This is a genomic window from Mesorhizobium sp. M7A.F.Ca.US.011.01.1.1 (assembly GCF_003998295.1).
Taxonomy (GTDB): Bacteria; Pseudomonadota; Alphaproteobacteria; order Rhizobiales; family Rhizobiaceae; genus Mesorhizobium.
This window is the reverse complement of sequence record NZ_RZRT01000003.1, coordinates 256828-272134: the sequence shown is the minus strand read 5'-3', so window position 1 is coordinate 272134 and position 15307 is coordinate 256828. Positions and strand designations below refer to the sequence as shown.

Below are 15307 nucleotides of genomic sequence, written 5' to 3'. Positions count from 1 at the left end.
CGATTTGGCAAACCCGGTCGACGCGAGTCGGCCGGGTTTTTTCGTGCCGTGGCCGAAGCCTTATTTCGCAAGCTTGCTCGCCGCGCGCGCCAGGGCTTCGATCTCGTCCCACTTGCCGGCCTTGACGAGGTCGTCGGGCGCCACCCAGGAACCGCCGACGCAGACCACATTGGGCAGGCTTAGATAGTCAGCCGCGTTCTTGGCCGAGATGCCGCCGGTCGGGCAGAATTTCACATCGGCGAGCGGTGAGGCGAAGGCCTTCAGCGAAGCGATGCCGCCCGACTGTTCGGCCGGGAAGAATTTCAGGAAGCGCAAGCCGGCTTCCCGCGCGGCCATGATCTCGCCGGGTGTGATGGCACCGGGCAGCAGCGGAACATCGCTGCCGGCGGCTGCCGACAGAAGCTCGCGGGTGATGCCGGGGCTGACGATGAAGCGCGAGCCCGCGGCAGCCGCCTCTTCGAACTGGCCGGCATCGAGGATGGTGCCGGCGCCGACGATGGCGTCCTCGACTTCACCAGCGACCCGCCGGATCGCTTCCAGCGCATCGGCGGTCCTCAGCGTGATCTCGATTGCCGGCAGGCCGCCGCGCGCCAGCGCGCGCGCCAGCGGCACGGCATTGGCGACATCAGAGATCTTCAGCACCGGGATGACCGGCTGGCCGCTGAGGAGCGACAGGAGTTTTTCGGTCTTGCTGGGCATGTGTCTCTCCGTGGCGTGGGACAATTCAACCGATTAGCAGAAGGCCGTTTTCCTGTCCACGAAACCGGCCGTGTCGCGATGTCACGCGTCGCCCATGCTCGCCAGGCTTAGCTCACAAAGGCGGCTGCCAGCTCGGCGGTGTCGGCAGTTTTGTGCCGACAGTTTTTCAGGATAGGAATTTTTTCTTGACTCCCTGACCTCAGCTATGGTACAAATTCGCCCATGGTGCAGATTTGCGCCGGTGACCTCCGAACAGGATGCCTGCTCTGCCTTGAATCGGCTTTCGTGAGCGTTTAGTGGCTTCGGCAATGACATCACTTCCACCCTTCCGCGTCGCAGCGCTCTACCGTTTTGCCCGGCTCGACGCTTTCGAAGAACTGCGCGCGCCGCTCGCCGCCTTCTGCTGCGGGCGCGGCATCAAGGGCACGCTGCTGCTGGCGCATGAAGGCATCAACGGCACCGTCGCCGGCAGCGAGACCGCAATTGCCGAACTGATCCTGTACCTTGAAGCCATCGAAGGGCTGGCGGGCCTCGAGGTCAAGTACAGCGAAGCCGCGGACATGCCGTTCCACCGCATGAAGGTGCGGCTGAAGCGCGAGATCGTCACCATGGGTGTCGATGACATCGATCCTTCAAAAAGTGCCGGCACCTATGTCGCGCCGGCCGACTGGAACGCGCTGATATCGCAGCCTGACACTGTCATCATCGACACGCGCAACGCCTACGAGGTGTCGATCGGCACATTCAGGGGTGCGATCGATCCGGCCACCGCAAGCTTTCGCGAGTTTCCGGCCTGGGTGGAAGCGCACCGGGCGGAGCTCGAAGGCCGCAAGGTGGCGATGTTCTGCACCGGCGGCATACGCTGCGAGAAGGCAACCGCCTATGTCAAATCGCTCGGCTTCGAGGACGTGTTCCACCTCAAGGGCGGCATCCTCAAATACCTCGAGGAGGTTCCGTCCGAACAGAGCCTGTGGCAAGGCGAGTGCTTCGTCTTCGACGAACGGGTTTCGGTGTCGCACGGCCTCGCGGAGGGCGAAGCGGAACTGTGCCGGGCCTGCCGCCACCCGCTGACACCGGGCGACCTGACGTCGCCCAAATTCGCCGCCGGTATTTCCTGCCCGCATTGTGTCGATGCGCGTTCGGACGAGGACCGCCAGCGTTATGCCGAGCGCCAGCGCCAGGTCGAGCTTGCGCAGGCGCGGGGCAGAGAGCCGCATATCGGCTCCTGATCCAGGCATCGAGCTGCTGCAAAGCGGCCGCTGTCATTGCAATGTCAAGTTTCGGGACCTACGTCTTCGACGTTCGAAACCAGCCCGTTCGGCCGGGCAAATCCTGGAGGCACTGAATGTTCGATCCCAAGAAGCTTCTCGACGATCTGCTCGGCTCGCAAATCCCCGGCACCAACGGCACCGTTCGCGACAAGGCGGGGCAGGCCGTGCAGATGGCCAAGGACAATCCGCTGGCCGCCGGCGCACTGGCCGCCGTGCTGCTTGGGACTGGCGCCGGTCGTAACGTGACGGGCGCCGCGGTGAAGCTTGGCGGACTGGCTGCCATCGGCGGCCTCGCCTACAAGGCCTACCAGAATTACAAGGCCGGCAACACCCCGGCCGAGGCGCCGGCAGCTGGCGAACCGGAATTGCTGCCGCCGCCCAAGGACACCGCCTTCCACCCGTCGCAGGCGCCGCAAGGCGAGGACGAATTCACGCTGACCTTGATACGGGCGATGATCTCGGCGGCGAAGGCCGATGGCCATATCGACGATGAAGAGCGCCAGAAGATCGCCGGCAAGCTCAGCCTGGCCGGCATAGACTCCGATGCCGAAAAGTTCCTGATGGCGGAGCTGGCAAGCCCGCTTGACCTCGACACGCTGGTCGCCGGCGCCAAGACCGACGCGCAGAAGCTCGAACTCTACACGGCGTCGCGCCTGACCATCGATCCCGACACCCGCGCCGAGCGTGGCTATCTCGACCTGCTTGCAGGCCGGCTCGGCCTGCCGGACGCGCTGGTCGACCATGTCGAGGCAACGGTTTCGGCGGCCAAGGTGCCGGCCAAGGCCGGGACATCACCCAATCCGCGCTGGTAGGCCAAAACGGCACAGGAGGCACTTTCCGGGTTAACCTTTCGTTAACCCAGCAAGCGCATCATTCAACACAGTCGGATCGGCTTTTCCTCCTCCCAAGCCCGGTTCAGATCAGGGGCGGTCGCCAATGGCCGCCCTTTTTGTCGGCCCGATCGGATGGACACGCTTGCCATCGCCGCCGTCATTTGCGATGCCTTCCTTTTTCGAGCCAAACCCCGAAAATCAGTCGAGCAAGCGCAGCGCTGCCGGAGGACAACAGCCATGACCGAGCAAAGAACCGCCATCGTCACCGGGGCCGGCACGGGCATCGGCAAGAGTGTCGCCACGGCGCTGCTCAAGGCCGGCTGGAACACGGTGTTCTGCGGACGCCGCAAATCCGTGCTGGATGCAGCCGTGGCTGAGGCCGGGCCCACCGATGCCAAGGCCCTGGCGGTTGCCTGCGATATCAGCAAGGCAGGCGAGGTCGACGATCTGTTCGAGACCGTGGCGGCGGCCTTCGGCCGTGTCGACCTGCTCTTCAACAATGCCGGCATGGGCTACAAATCGACGCCGATCGACGAGATACCGGTCGAAGTGTGGAACGATATCGTCGGCGTCAACCTCACCGGTTCGTTCCTGTGTGCCCGTGCCGCCTTTGGCGCCATGCGCAAGCAGAAGCCGATGGGTGGCCGCATCATCAACAACGGTTCGGTGTCGGCCTATGCGCCGCGCCCGGGCTCGGTGCCCTACACGGCGACCAAGCATGCCATCACCGGGCTGACCAAGACGCTGGCGCTCGACGGCCGGCCCTATGACATCGCCTGCGGCCAGATCGATATCGGCAATGCGCTGACCGATATGGCGCAGCCGATGACGGTCGGCGTGCCGCAGGCCAACGGCTCGATATCAGCCGAAGCGGTGATGGATGTTCAGCGCGTCGCCGACGCCGTCGTCCACATGGCCAGCCTGCCGCTCGAGGCCAACGTGCTGTTCATGACCGTCATGGCGACCAAGATGCCGTTTGTCGGGCGTGGGTAGTTATTCTCCCGGTAGCTCTGCGCCGGGCAGATAGAGCGCGATAGGACGGATCTCGTAGACGGCGGTCGGATTGACGCGACGAAACTCGCGCGCGATAGCGATGGCATCGTCCCGCGTCGGGCAGTCGACGACATAGAGGCCGAGAAGCTGTTCCTTGGTTTCGGCGAAGGGGCCGTCGACGATCATGCCGTCGCGCAAGGTGCAGGCCGATTGTGTCGCGCCAAGCCGCGCCGACGGGCCAAGGCTGCCGTCGACATAGAGCCATTCATGGATCTTGAGCAAGTCAGCCATCAGCGCCGTATCTTCCTGCGGCGTCAGCGCTTTGATTGCGTCTTCCACATGATAGGCAAGGATTGCATAGAACATCCGATGTCACCCCACTTCGATCCTGATCCGAGGACCGTAGCCGTTCTCGACATGCACGCCCAGTCTTGGCCGCGCGCCTCCGGACGGCTCATGACACCGTCATGCCACAGCCGCAATTGTCCGGAAGAGGACAGCGGGCCGCTTTCAAGCTTACTTCGCCAGGAAGGCCCCGATCCGTTCCAGCGCCCGCAAGATGTTCTCCTCGGAATTGGCGTAGGAGAGCCTGATATAGCCTTCGCCGAGAATGCCGAAATCGGGGCCGCCGATCAGCGCCACGCCGGCATCGTCGAGCAGCGCCGAGGCCAGCTTCTTGGCCTTCCAGCCGGTCTTCGAGACGTTGGGGAAAGCGTAGAACGCGCCCTTGGGCGTGATGCAGGAGATGTCAGGCAGGGCGTTCAGTCCCTCGACGACGATCTTCCGGCGGCGGTCGAAGGCGCGCATCATATTGGCGACATCGTCCTGCGGGCCGTCGATTGCCGCGATGCCGGCGAATTGGCTCGGCGCGTTGACGCAGGACCAGCAGTTGACCGCCAGCTTGCGCACCTTGTCGTAGAGATGGGCGCCCTTGTCGCCATTCGGCCAGATCGACCAGCCCATGCGCCAGCCGGTCATCGCCCAGGTTTTCGACCAGCCATTGAGCACGATCAGCCGGTCGCGGATCTCGGGAAAGCCGAGCAGCGAGCAATGCGTCTCGCCATCATAGGTCATGACGTCGTAGATCTCGTCGGAGAGGATGGCGACGTGCGGATGCGCCTCCAGCCCCTTGACCAGTTTCTCGATCTCGGCACGCGGCGTGACGCCACCGGTCGGATTGGCGGGTGAGTTGAGGATCAGCAGCCTGGTCTTCGAGGTGATCAGGGCCAGCGTCTCCTCGGCGGAGAAGGCAAAGCCGTTCTCCTCGCGCATCGGCACCGGAATAGGGGCCGCACCGGTGAACTCGATCATCGAACGGTAAATGGGGAAGCCGGGGTCGGGATAGAGGATCTCGGCGCCAGGTTCGCCGAACATCAGGATCGCCGCGAACATGGTCGGCTTGCCGCCGGGCAGGATCATCACCGTTTCGGGCGATACTTCGACACCGGTGGTGCTCAGCGTGCGCCGCACCACCGCCTCGCGCGTCGCCAGCAGGCCGTTGGCCGGCGTGTAGCCGTGATGGCCGTCGCGCAGCGCCTTGATCGCCGCCTCGACGATGTGCTGCGGCGTCTTGAAGTCGGGCTGGCCGATGCCGAGATTGACGATGTCGCGGCCTTGTTGGGCAAGTGCTGTGGCCCTCGCGAGCACGGCAAAGGCGTTTTCCTCGCCAAGGCGGTCGAAGGCCGAAATCGTGTGGAGCATTTTTCCCGTCCGTGTGGTTCTTGCTGTTGGGTCGCGTTTTTGTGAGCTTCGGCTGGCAAAAGTCAAACGGATTGGAGCTTTCGGTGTCGGAAAATCTCAGGGATTGGCAACCGCGCCCGCGGCCCGAACGCAAGACCATCGACGGAAGCACTGTCCGGCTTGAGCCGCTGAGTGCTGCAAAACACGGCGACGGCCTCTATGAAGCATCCTCCGTGTCCGACATCGACGGCCGCTTCGCCTGGTTGCCCGATTATCCGCCGGAGACCCGCGCCGCCTTCCAGCCATGGCTGGACAAGGTCGAGGCCAGCGAGGATCCGCTGTTCTTCACCGTCATCGACAAGGCCAGCGGCAAGGTCGCCGGGCGCCAGACGCTGATGCGCATCGATCCGGCTTACGGCGTCATCGAGATCGGCAACATCTATTGGGGGCCGCTCATCTCGCGCAAGCCGGGAGCAACCGAAGCGCAGTTCCTGTTCATGAAATACATCTTCGACGAACTCGGCTACCGCCGCTACGAATGGAAGTGCAACGACCGCAACGAGCCCTCGAAGCGGGCGGCCGAACGGTTCGGCTTCAAGTTCGAAGGCATTTTCCGCCAGCATCTGATCGTCAAGGGTGAAAACCGCGACACCGCGTGGTATTCGATCATCGACAAGGAGTGGCCGGCGCTGCGCAGTGCCTATGAGGCGTGGCTCGATCCGGCCAATTTCGATGGCGACGGCCAGCAGAAGCGACGGCTCGAGGATTGTCGCGCGGAATTCGGCGCTTAGGAGTTCGCCATTGGCACATACAAACGATCACAGCGGGCATGATCACACTGGGCACGATCATGGGCCTGGCCATGTGCACGGCTCGACCGACAAGAAACGCGTTCTGATCGCAGCCTGCCTGACCGGCGGCTTCATGGTCGCCGAAGCCCTTGGCGGCATTCTCACCGGATCTCTGGCGCTGCTGGCCGATGCCGGCCACATGCTCGCCGACTCGATCGCGCTCGGCCTTGCCTGGTATGCCTTCCATCTGGCTAGCCGCCCGGCGACCGTTCGCCTCACCTATGGCTTCGGGCGGGTCAAGACGCTGGTGGCCTATACCAACGGCATCGCCATCTTCGTCATCGCCCTGTGGATCGTCTACGAGGCCTGGGAGCGCCTGCAGGCGCCGGCACCGGTGCTTGGCGGGCCAATGCTGGTGGTGGCGATCCTCGGCCTGCTGGTGAACATCAGCGCGTTCTTCGTGCTGCATGGCGGCGATCGCGAGAGCCTGAACATGCGTGGCGCCATCCTGCATGTGCTTGGCGACCTGCTCGGCTCGGCTGCGGCCATCGTTGCGGCGTTGGTCATCCTGGCGACCGGCTGGACGCCGGTCGACCCGATCCTGTCGGTCCTGGTTTCGCTGCTGATCCTCTACACGGCGTGGTCGCTGATGCGAGAAGCCGCCCATGTCCTGCTCGAGGGCGTGCCGCCAAGCCTCGACCGCGATCTGATCGCCAGGGATATCGAGGCGACCATCCAGGGCGTGCGCGAAGTGCACCACATGCATGTCTGGTCGCTCGACGGGACGAGCAACATGGCGACGCTGCATGCCTGTCTCGACGAGGGCGTCGATGCGCATCAGGCGGTGAGTGCCGTCAAGAAGCGGCTTGCCAGCGAGCACGGCATCAGCCATGCCACCGTGGAACCGGAATTCGGCCAGTGCGCCGACGATGGCGACGAGCACGGGCACCAACGCGAAGCGCTTCAGCATCCTGGCCATTTCCACTGACGCAGGAATTTCGGCATTGTCGACGGAAGAATGGCGGCGCGCTATACTTCCAGATGAATACGGGGAAAACGGATGTCGCATGCGGAACTAAAAAAGGCAAGTGTTCCCAAGCAGGTCGAGGTGACCAAGGACCTTGTCACGACGTTGGACCGGTTGAGGCCGGTCAAGCTCAATCGTGTCAAACTTACGGCAAATGGCTATGGCCAGGCGGCTCTCGACCGGCTCGAAGCCGGTTTTCCGATCAGCTATGGCGACGCGAATACACCAGCGGACCATATCGTTCGCGAATTTCCGGATGGCAAACGATGTCTCCTAAAAATTGAATGGTTGGCCAATAAGAAGGCGTGGCGAGTCGAGACGGTTAAGCCTCTTCCAGACGCGCTGCGTTGAGCCCGCCGACCGGCAAACCGGTATTCCTTGTTGTTGCCGGTCCTAATGGGTCGGGCAAAACTACATTTGCTGGAAAAAACAGCGTGGGAACGCGGATTGATCCCGATGCAATTGCAAAACAGATACGACTTAAGGCACCGGAATCCACCGGCATGACCGTGGGCAGGGCGGCACGCCAGATGATTAAAGAGCACATCGAGCAAGGCAAGTCATTTACGGTGGAAACCACCTTCTCCGGTCAACAGGCCATGCGAGACATGGAAGCAGCCAGGGCGGCGGGTTTTATTGTGAAAATGGAGTTCATTGGGATTGGAAGTGCTGCTCTATCGGCCGCGCGTGTTGCCGACCGCGTGTTGGAAGGTGGCCATAGTATTCCGGCCGAGGACATTGCCAGGCGCTTCGATAAGGTGATGGATAATCTTGCGCGTGTCTCGCCACTGGTCGACGAGTTGATCATCCGCGATAACGGGTCGAGAAATTTTCGCCTGATCGCACGCGTCAAAAATGGTCAAATTATCCACCGGGCAAACCGCATTCCTGGCTATCTTGAAAAGGCCATCTTTGAGATTGACGGGCATGCATCGTCGCAAGGCGGATGATGCGGTGCCGCATCAACGCTACTCTCACGGACACAGGAATTTCATGGCATTGAATCCGCACGCGGCTGATCCTGGCCACACCGGGGCAAAGTGGTGATGGACCGCGACACCAGAAATGCTCTTATCGCCGCGGTGTGGATCATGCTTCTGTTCGGTATCGGCGCCTACTACCTGCCGACCGTAATGCTGGCTCTCGGCAGCCTTTCGACCGTGCTGGCCGGCGCCTTTGGCATCGTCTTCGTGCTGGCGTTCTTCTCGGTGTTCTGGCTGCGCGCCCGCAACCAGCGCAAAAACCAAGGTAAATAGGCAAGGGATTTTCGATATGCGCATTCTGATCACTGGCGCCGCGGGCATGGTCGGCCGCAAGCTCATCGCCCGGCTGGCGAAGGACGGGACGCTGCGCGGCCGCAAGATCACCGCGCTCGATTTACACGATATCGTGCCGCCACAGGCGCCGAGCCTGGATGGCGTCAGCGTCACGCTGCACACCGGCGATCTCGCCGAAGCAGGAGCCACTGAGCGCCTGGTCGCATCGCGTCCCGATGTCGTCTTTCATCTCGCGGGCATCGTATCGGGCGAGGCGGAAGCCAATTTCGATCTCGGCTACCGCGTCAATCTCGACGGCACGCGCGCCCTGTTCGATGCCATCCGGCTGGCGGGCTTTGCGCCGCGCGTCGTCTTCACCTCGTCGATCGCGGTGTTCGGCGCGCCGTTCCCGGATGTCATTCCCGATGAATTCCATCCGACGCCGCTGACCTCCTACGGCACGCAGAAACAGATGAGCGAAGCGCTGCTGGCCGACTATTCCAGGCGCGGGTTCTTCGACGGTATCGGCATTCGGCTGCCGACGATCTGCGTGCGGCCGGGCAAGCCGAACAAGGCGGCGTCCGGCTTCTTCTCTGGCATCATCCGCGAGCCGTTGAGCGGCCACGAAGCGATCCTGCCGGTGCCGCGCTCGGTCGTGCACACGCATGCCAGCCCGCGCTCGGCGGTCAATTTCCTGATCCATGCGGCGGGGATCGACGGCAGCGCTGTCGGGCCACGCCGCAACCTGACGATGCCTGGCGTCGCCGTCACCGTCGGCGAGCAGATCGAGGCGCTGGAACGCATCGCCGGGCCGAAGGCGGTAAGCCTGATCCGCGAGGTTCCGGACGAGACGATCTGGGCGATCGTCAAGGGCTGGCCGACACGCTTCGAGGCGCGGCGGTCACGGGAGCTCGGCTTCAGCGCCGAAAAGAGTTTTGACGAGATCATCCGCGCTCATATCGAAGATGAGCTCGGCGGCAAGATCGCGGGTTAAACTCCGAGGCTCGCTGCGTCGGGCATCATCCGCCTGCCGCCAGGCTTGCCGACAGCAGCAGCAGTCCGAACAGGAACACGAAGGCGGCGCCGCCGATCTCGACGATCGAGTGGATGCGGTTGCCCATGCGGCCGTCGCCGGCGAAATAGACCGCCCAGTTCTTGGCGGTCACCGCCAGTGTGGCCAGTGCCGATACGGTGATCGCCGTTCCCAGCGACATCGCCAGCACCGACAGCAAACCGCCGAGCCAGAGCCCGTTGAGCAGGGCGAAGCTGAGCACGATCAGCGCGCCGGAGCAGGGGCGGATGCCGACCGCCGCCACCGCCGTCCACGCCGTGCGCCAGTCGAAGCGATCGCCCGACAGCAGCGCCGGATCGGGTGCGTGCGAATGGCCGCAGGTGTCGCAGACTTCGCCCGCCGCGTGATCGTGGTGTTCATGATCGTGTTCGGCATGATCGTGATGATCGTGCGAAGGGCCGTGCACATGGTCATGCGCGTGTGGCGCGTGCGCATGAGCATGCGCCGAATGGCTGTGAGCTGCATGGGAATGACCGGCATGCGAATGCGCGCCGTGCGAATGACCCCCATGAGAATGACCACCGTGAGAATGGCCGGCATGAGCCGCCGACAGGCTGTAGGCCGGGCCTCTTCCGAACAGACGGAGGATGGAAGGGCCGAGCTTGCGCCACAGCAGCCAGGCGCCGAACAGGGTGACGAAGACAAAGCTCATGATCTCCATGAACCAGGCTGCGTCCGTCATCGAGACGGAGGTGCCGCGCAGGACGAAATAGGCGACCCCCATCACCGCGACCGCGGTCAGGCCCTGCAGCAGCGCCGAGACGAAGGACAAGAGGATGCCGCGCCGCAACGCCACCTCATTGGCCACCATGTAGGACGAGATCACCGCCTTGCCGTGGCCGGGGCCGGCCGCATGGAAAATACCGTAGGCGAAGGACAGGCCGACGAGTACCCAGATCTTGCTGCCGTCCTGGCGCATCGCCTTCATCGCCGTCGCCAGCGCGCGGTAGAATTCCTGCTGCCTGAGATTGATCCACATCAGGATGTGGGCGAACGGGCCGGTGGTGGGCGCCATGCCATCATTGACGCCGATGCCGAGCGAACTCTGGGCATGAGCGGCGTCGGCGACATGCATCATGGCGACAGTGAGGGCCAACAGGCCGAATGCCAAACGCAGGGACGGTTTCGTCACCGGCTTCATCCTTCTGGCTGACAGGTCAGTTCGAGCTTGGTGGCGAAGATCTTGCTCATATCGGTGCCCGTCGGATCGTTGAAAAAGGCATCGGTGAGGGTCTTCTGGTTTTCCTTGATGGCCTCGTCCGGGTCCGGACGGACCACCTTGCTGGTGCAGTTCGAGGGCAGGCCTTCAACCGTGATGTTGGAGTCCTCGGTGAAGTCGATCGCCGTGTAGAATGTCGGATCGTAGACGCCGATATCGATCTTGCCGTTGAGCTTGATCGGCACCTTCGGTTCGGACTCGAACAGGATGATCAGCTGATCGTTGTCGAAATTGGCCATCAGATGCGGCGGCGGCGTCATCGCCACGTCCTTGCCGTCAACGGTGACGAGCTGGAAGTAATTGAACTCGGCCAGCGAGGCATGAACGGTGTCGGCGACTTCCTTCAGCTCCTTGTCGTCGAGCTTCAGGTCGGAGTTCTTGTCGAACTCCATCATCACGGTCGAGGAAAACAGATCGTCGAAGCGCCAGAGATGACGCAGAGCCTTCACGCTTTGGTGATCCGGGGAGAGAATCACATCGAGGCGGGCCTCGGCGAAGACATGCGGATGCACGTAAGCCGGTCCAGTGGCGGCAAAGCTAGCCGCCAAGGCCGAAGCCAGCATGATTGCGTGCCGTTTCAGGTGCATTCTCGGTCGCGATTCCATAGGCCTCGGAAGAGTTGCCGAGAGTTACCAGAAAGGGGGCGAAATTGGGACCGCGAGACTATCGACGCCGGTCAGCCAGCCTCGCGCGTCCTGAACCACTGCACCAAAAAGTCGACGAAGACGCGGACTTTCGCCGGCAGATAGCGACGGTGCGGGTAGACGGCGAAGATACCGCCGCCCGACAGGATACGGTCATCCATCACCGCCACCAGCCGGCCGCTCGCGAGGTCGGGCGCGGCGATGAAATCCGGCAGGACGGTAAATCCGAGGCCCGCCACGGCCGCGGCTCTCGCCGTCATCGGGCTGTTGACCTCGACCGGACCGGACACCGAAACGCTCACCGGATCGCCATTGTCGCCCTTGAACGGCCAGTTGTTCAGTCCGCGGCCATTGGTGTCGACGATGCAAGGCATGCGGCTGAGATCCTGCGGCCTTGTCGGCATGCCATGCTTGGTGATCAGTTCGGGGGAGGCACAGAGCTTTATCGAAAACGGCGCCAGCCGCCTGGCGATCAGCGACGAGTTCTCCAGCCGCGAGATGCGCACCGCGAGGTCGAAGCCCTCCTCGACCAGATCGACGAAGCGGTCGTCGAGCTGGATGTCGAGCACGATGTCGGGATGCTGCTTGGCGAAGTCGATCAGCGACTGGCCGATCGGCGCATCGGCGAAGGTGCGCGGCGCCGACAGCTTGATCCGGCCGCGCACGTCACCGGAGGATTCACGCACCGCGTCGGCCAGGCTGTCGACCTCGCGCACGATTTCCGAGGCGCGCCGGTAATAGGTGTGGCCGGCCTCTGTCATCGAGAACTGGCGCGTGGTGCGGTTGAGCAGCAAAGCGCCGAGTTCGTCCTCCAACTCGCGCACATATTTGGACAGCAAGGCCTTGGAGCGGCCGATCTTGCGCGCCGCCGCCGAAAAGCCCTCGGCCTCGACCACGTCGATGAAGGCACGCATGCGCGTCAGTGTGTCCATGGTCAGGCCTTTCGTGCCGCGTCGAGAAGTTTCCGGCCGAGCCGTATCAGGGCAATGTCGCTGCCGGAAGGGCCAAGCAGCGACAGGCCGAACGGGGCGCCGGCGACCGAGCCGACGGGCAGTGTGATCTGTGGAAAACCGGACAGGCCGGCCAGGCACAGAAGTTGGAGCGCCCGTTCGCGATAGGCCTGGAACTGCTCCGGCGTGCTGTCCACGTAAGGCGCCGGACCAGGCACCGTCGGCAGGACAAGGAAGCCGTTCTTGCCGAGCAGGGCGCTCAGTTCGCCGCGAAAGGTCAGACGTCGCACCTTCTCGGCCTGGGCTGTCTTGTCGTCGACGGCGCGGCCAAAGCCGAAACGCTCCTCGACGCCGGGGCCAAGGCCGCGCTCGCCGCTGGTGATCCATTCGCCATGCACCGCCCAGGCCTCCCTGGCCTGCAGCCGGCGAAAGCACCAGTAGAGTTCATCGGGAGATGAGGAGAAGCGCACTCCCGGCGTCATCGGCGCGCCGAAGACCTTGCCCGCCAGCCCCTTCATTTCACCATATTCGGCAAGCGCCGGGCGGGCGACCAATCCATCCAGCCAATCCAGTGCCAGCGGCCGGTCCAACACATGCTGGTGCGGATCGCGGCCGAGCAGCAGCTTGCCGACGGTCTCGTAGGTCTCGATGTCGTCGGCGAACCAGCCGAACGTGTCGAGGCTCGGCGCCAGCTTCATCGTGCCGTCCAGCGAAATGCGGCCATGCGTGGTGCGCAGCCCGATCAGTCCGCAAAAGCTGGCCGGGGCGCGGATCGAGCCGCCGGTGTCGGAGCCGGTGGCGATATCGGCCAGCCTGCCCGCCACCGCCGCCGCCGATCCCGATGAGGAGCCGCCAGTGACGCGGTCGGGTGCCGCCGGGTTCACCGGAAACGAGAAATGCGCATTCTGGCCGAACAGCGCGAAGGCAAGCTCGTCGGTCTGCGTCTTGCCGACGAAGCGTGCGCCGGCATCGAGGATCATCTGCACGGCGGGTGCGGTGCGCGAAGCTGCGTGGCTTTCGGCGAATTTTTGCAAATTGCCGCAACCGGTGCGGTAGCCGGCGACGTCGTAGATGTCCTTGACGGCCAGCCGCAGGCCGGCCAGCGGGCCGAGCTGGGCATGTGCCACTGGCATCTGGCGAAGATCGAGAAAGGCGTTGAGAGGGCCGTGCGTGCCTGTCATCGTTCGATATCCGGATACGGTTGCCGCAACATTGTTCGACGCCAGAAATTTTACAACCTCCGATACGATTTTTATTGATTGTGAAAGTCTTCGCCCTTATATCGCGCTTGCCCAAAGTCGCACGTGCCTGTGGGTGTCCGCCGATCCTCGAATGGTGAGGGAAATCGGTAAGGTAACTGGAGCCAACCCCTCCAGTCGGTCTAGCGGCCAACCGCCAGCCCGAGGACACCTTGAAGCAACGACGGTGCGGGCCTTTCTGGTGTTCTGCCGGTTGTCCAAAAACCGGGGTTACTGAAGAGGCACACCTTCATTGCCGGCAGTGCGGACGGGTCTCCCATCCAAGCCAAGGCAGACAAAGCGAACCGAGGCCGGGCAAGGCCAAGGTTCACCGCCGCGAGACGGCGCTTCATGGTTCCGGGGTCTCCACCGGCTGGTTCCATGGATTTCCGTCCCGCCTTTGTCCACCGCGAGTTCGCGAGGCCGACAGCCCGCGTCCCGCAGCCTTATTGCGCGCCGAAAGGCGCTGATGGAGAGACCCCGATGGCCACCCAGCGCATTCTTGACTTTCTCGCCACCCGACGTCCGACCGGCCCCTGCCTCGTCGTCGACCTCGATGTCGTGCGCGACAATTTCCGCGCCTTCGAGAAGGCGCTGCCTGATTCCAAGATCTACTATGCGGTGAAAGCAAACCCGGCGCCGGAAATCCTGCGCCTGCTTGCTGCGATGGGCTCGTCCTTCGACACCGCTTCCGTTGCCGAAGTCGAGATGGCGATGGACGCTGGTGCGCCGGCGGACCGCATCTCCTTCGGCAACACCATCAAGAAGGAGCGTGACATCGCACGCGCCTACCAGCTCGGCATCCGCCTGTTCGCCGTCGACTGCGTCGAAGAGGTCGAGAAGATCGCTCGCGTCGCTCCAGGCGCGCGCGTGTTCTGCCGCGTGCTGACCGATGGCGAGGGCGCGGAATGGCCGCTGTCGCGCAAGTTCGGCTGCGTGCCGGCGATGGCCGTCGACGTGCTGCGCCATGCCAAGGGGCTCGGCCTCGACGCCTATGGCGTGTCGTTCCATGTCGGCTCGCAGCAGACCGACCTGACCGCCTGGGACCGTGCGCTGGCCGACGCCAAGGTGGTGTTCGCGACGCTCGCCGAGGAAGGCATCGTCTTGAAGATGGTCAACATGGGCGGTGGTTTCCCGACGCGCTATCTGCGTGACGTGCCGGCCGCCCAGGCCTATGGCCAGGCGATCTTCTCGGCGTTGCGCAAGCATTTCGGCAATGCCATTCCGGAGACCATCATCGAGCCGGGCCGTGGCATGGTCGGCAATGCCGGCGTCATCAAGTCGGAAGTCGTTCTGATCTCGAAGAAGGCGGCCAACGACAATGTGCGCTGGGTGTTCCTCGACATCGGCAAGTTCGGCGGCCTGGCTGAGACGATGGACGAGGCGATCCGCTACCCCATCGTCACCGCGCATGACGGCACGGAGACCGCACCTTGCGTGCTCGCCGGCCCGACCTGCGATTCGGCCGACGTGATGTACGAGAAGACGCCCTATCCGCTGCCTTTGTCGCTGACGATCGGCGACGAGGTGCTGATCGAAGGCACCGGCGCCTACACGACCACCTACTCGGCGGTCGCCTTCAACGGCTTCGAGCCTCTCCGATCCTACGTGATCTGACGGCGCTTCCTCAGCGC

The 15307-nt window shown here is 63.5% G+C and carries 17 protein-coding genes; 10 read left to right on the top strand and 7 right to left on the bottom strand.

The annotated features are described in order from the left end of the window. Positions 1 to 60: 60 nt before the first annotated feature. On the bottom strand, positions 61 to 699 hold the full coding sequence (locus EOA13_RS06020; protein ID WP_127290494.1) for a 2-dehydro-3-deoxy-phosphogluconate aldolase: 639 nt from the start codon (positions 697 to 699) through the stop codon (positions 61 to 63). Positions 700 to 1007: 308 nt separating this feature from the next. On the opposite strand from EOA13_RS06020, the gene EOA13_RS06015 reads away from it, so the two are divergent. From EOA13_RS06015 to EOA13_RS06005, 3 genes are all read left to right on the top strand, one after another. After that, complete coding sequence (locus tag EOA13_RS06015; protein ID WP_127290492.1) at positions 1008 to 1928, top strand: rhodanese-related sulfurtransferase; 921 nt, start codon at positions 1008 to 1010, stop codon at positions 1926 to 1928. 116 nt (positions 1929 to 2044) lie between these two features. Then, a complete protein-coding gene (locus tag EOA13_RS06010; RefSeq protein WP_127290490.1) occupies positions 2045 to 2782 on the top strand; it encodes a tellurite resistance TerB family protein in 738 nt (245 codons plus the stop codon). 258 nt (positions 2783 to 3040) lie between these two features. Beyond that, positions 3041 to 3796 carry an SDR family oxidoreductase gene (locus EOA13_RS06005; protein WP_127290488.1) on the top strand — a complete coding sequence of 252 codons (756 nt, stop codon included), beginning with the start codon at positions 3041 to 3043 and terminating at the stop codon, positions 3794 to 3796. On the opposite strand, the gene EOA13_RS06000 is transcribed toward EOA13_RS06005, so the two are convergent. Continuing rightward, complete coding sequence (locus tag EOA13_RS06000) at positions 3797 to 4162, bottom strand: YciI family protein (protein ID WP_127290486.1); 366 nt, start codon at positions 4160 to 4162, stop codon at positions 3797 to 3799. 150 nt (positions 4163 to 4312) lie between these two features. Next, entirely contained in the window at positions 4313 to 5497 is a 1185-nt protein-coding gene (locus EOA13_RS05995; protein ID WP_127290484.1) for a pyridoxal phosphate-dependent aminotransferase, read from the bottom strand. Between the two features lie 83 nt (positions 5498 to 5580). Between EOA13_RS05995 and EOA13_RS05990 the strand changes: the two genes are divergently transcribed. From EOA13_RS05990 to denD, 6 genes are all read left to right on the top strand, one after another. After that, entirely contained in the window at positions 5581 to 6267 is a 687-nt protein-coding gene (locus EOA13_RS05990) for a GNAT family protein (protein WP_127290482.1), read from the top strand. 10 nt (positions 6268 to 6277) lie between these two features. Continuing rightward, on the top strand, positions 6278 to 7255 hold the full coding sequence (locus EOA13_RS05985; RefSeq protein ID WP_127290480.1) for a cation diffusion facilitator family transporter: 978 nt from the start codon (positions 6278 to 6280) through the stop codon (positions 7253 to 7255). 72 nt (positions 7256 to 7327) lie between these two features. Then, positions 7328 to 7645 (top strand): hypothetical protein, encoded by a 318-nt coding sequence (locus tag EOA13_RS05980; protein ID WP_127290478.1) that lies wholly within the window; start codon positions 7328 to 7330, stop codon positions 7643 to 7645. Next, positions 7642 to 8244, top strand: a complete 603-nt coding sequence (locus EOA13_RS05975) for a zeta toxin family protein (RefSeq protein WP_127290476.1) — start codon at positions 7642 to 7644, stop codon at positions 8242 to 8244. Before EOA13_RS05980 ends, EOA13_RS05975 begins: the two co-directional genes overlap by 4 nt. A gap of 93 nt (positions 8245 to 8337) precedes the next feature. Further along, entirely contained in the window at positions 8338 to 8550 is a 213-nt protein-coding gene (locus EOA13_RS05970; protein WP_126071175.1) for a hypothetical protein, read from the top strand. Positions 8551 to 8566: 16 nt separating this feature from the next. Further along, positions 8567 to 9544: a D-erythronate dehydrogenase gene (denD, locus tag EOA13_RS05965; protein WP_127290474.1), complete on the top strand. Its 978-nt coding sequence runs from the start codon at positions 8567 to 8569 to the stop codon at positions 9542 to 9544. Positions 9545 to 9569: 25 nt separating this feature from the next. Here the strand turns inward: denD and EOA13_RS05960 are convergent, their stop codons facing one another. The 4 genes from EOA13_RS05960 to EOA13_RS05945 form a co-directional block, all read right to left on the bottom strand. Continuing rightward, positions 9570 to 10763 (bottom strand): nickel/cobalt transporter, encoded by a 1194-nt coding sequence (locus EOA13_RS05960; protein WP_127290472.1) that lies wholly within the window; start codon positions 10761 to 10763, stop codon positions 9570 to 9572. Next, complete coding sequence (locus EOA13_RS05955) at positions 10760 to 11428, bottom strand: DUF1007 family protein (protein WP_027161413.1); 669 nt, start codon at positions 11426 to 11428, stop codon at positions 10760 to 10762. Before EOA13_RS05955 ends, EOA13_RS05960 begins: the two co-directional genes overlap by 4 nt. Positions 11429 to 11517: 89 nt before the next feature. Then, the gene (locus tag EOA13_RS05950; RefSeq protein ID WP_127290470.1) at positions 11518 to 12417 is read right to left on the bottom strand and encodes a LysR family transcriptional regulator; all 900 of its coding nucleotides are present in this window, start codon (positions 12415 to 12417) and stop codon (positions 11518 to 11520) included. Between the two features lie 2 nt (positions 12418 to 12419). Next, positions 12420 to 13616, bottom strand: coding sequence for an amidase (locus EOA13_RS05945; protein ID WP_127290468.1), 1197 nt, complete (start codon positions 13614 to 13616; stop codon positions 12420 to 12422). 540 nt (positions 13617 to 14156) lie between these two features. On the opposite strand from EOA13_RS05945, the gene odc2 reads away from it, so the two are divergent. Next, positions 14157 to 15290: an ornithine/lysine decarboxylase gene (gene odc2 / locus EOA13_RS05940; RefSeq protein WP_127290466.1), complete on the top strand. Its 1134-nt coding sequence runs from the start codon at positions 14157 to 14159 to the stop codon at positions 15288 to 15290. The last annotated feature ends 17 nt before the right edge of the window (positions 15291 to 15307 follow it).

Coding starts and splice junctions, on each gene's coding strand:
- odc2 (WP_127290466.1), top strand. CDS start 14,157: ATGGCCACCCAGCGCATTCTTGACTTTCTCGCCACCCGACGTCCGACC.
- EOA13_RS05995 (WP_127290484.1), bottom strand. CDS start 5,497: ATGCTCCACACGATTTCGGCCTTCGACCGCCTTGGCGAGGAAAACGCC.
- denD (WP_127290474.1), top strand. CDS start 8,567: ATGCGCATTCTGATCACTGGCGCCGCGGGCATGGTCGGCCGCAAGCTC.
- EOA13_RS05960 (WP_127290472.1), bottom strand. CDS start 10,763: ATGAAGCCGGTGACGAAACCGTCCCTGCGTTTGGCATTCGGCCTGTTG.
- EOA13_RS06015 (WP_127290492.1), top strand. CDS start 1,008: ATGACATCACTTCCACCCTTCCGCGTCGCAGCGCTCTACCGTTTTGCC.
- EOA13_RS06005 (WP_127290488.1), top strand. CDS start 3,041: ATGACCGAGCAAAGAACCGCCATCGTCACCGGGGCCGGCACGGGCATC.
- EOA13_RS05980 (WP_127290478.1), top strand. CDS start 7,328: ATGTCGCATGCGGAACTAAAAAAGGCAAGTGTTCCCAAGCAGGTCGAG.
- EOA13_RS06000 (WP_127290486.1), bottom strand. CDS start 4,162: ATGTTCTATGCAATCCTTGCCTATCATGTGGAAGACGCAATCAAAGCG.
- EOA13_RS06020 (WP_127290494.1), bottom strand. CDS start 699: ATGCCCAGCAAGACCGAAAAACTCCTGTCGCTCCTCAGCGGCCAGCCG.
- EOA13_RS05955 (WP_027161413.1), bottom strand. CDS start 11,428: ATGCACCTGAAACGGCACGCAATCATGCTGGCTTCGGCCTTGGCGGCT.
- EOA13_RS06010 (WP_127290490.1), top strand. CDS start 2,045: ATGTTCGATCCCAAGAAGCTTCTCGACGATCTGCTCGGCTCGCAAATC.
- EOA13_RS05950 (WP_127290470.1), bottom strand. CDS start 12,417: ATGGACACACTGACGCGCATGCGTGCCTTCATCGACGTGGTCGAGGCC.
- EOA13_RS05945 (WP_127290468.1), bottom strand. CDS start 13,616: ATGACAGGCACGCACGGCCCTCTCAACGCCTTTCTCGATCTTCGCCAG.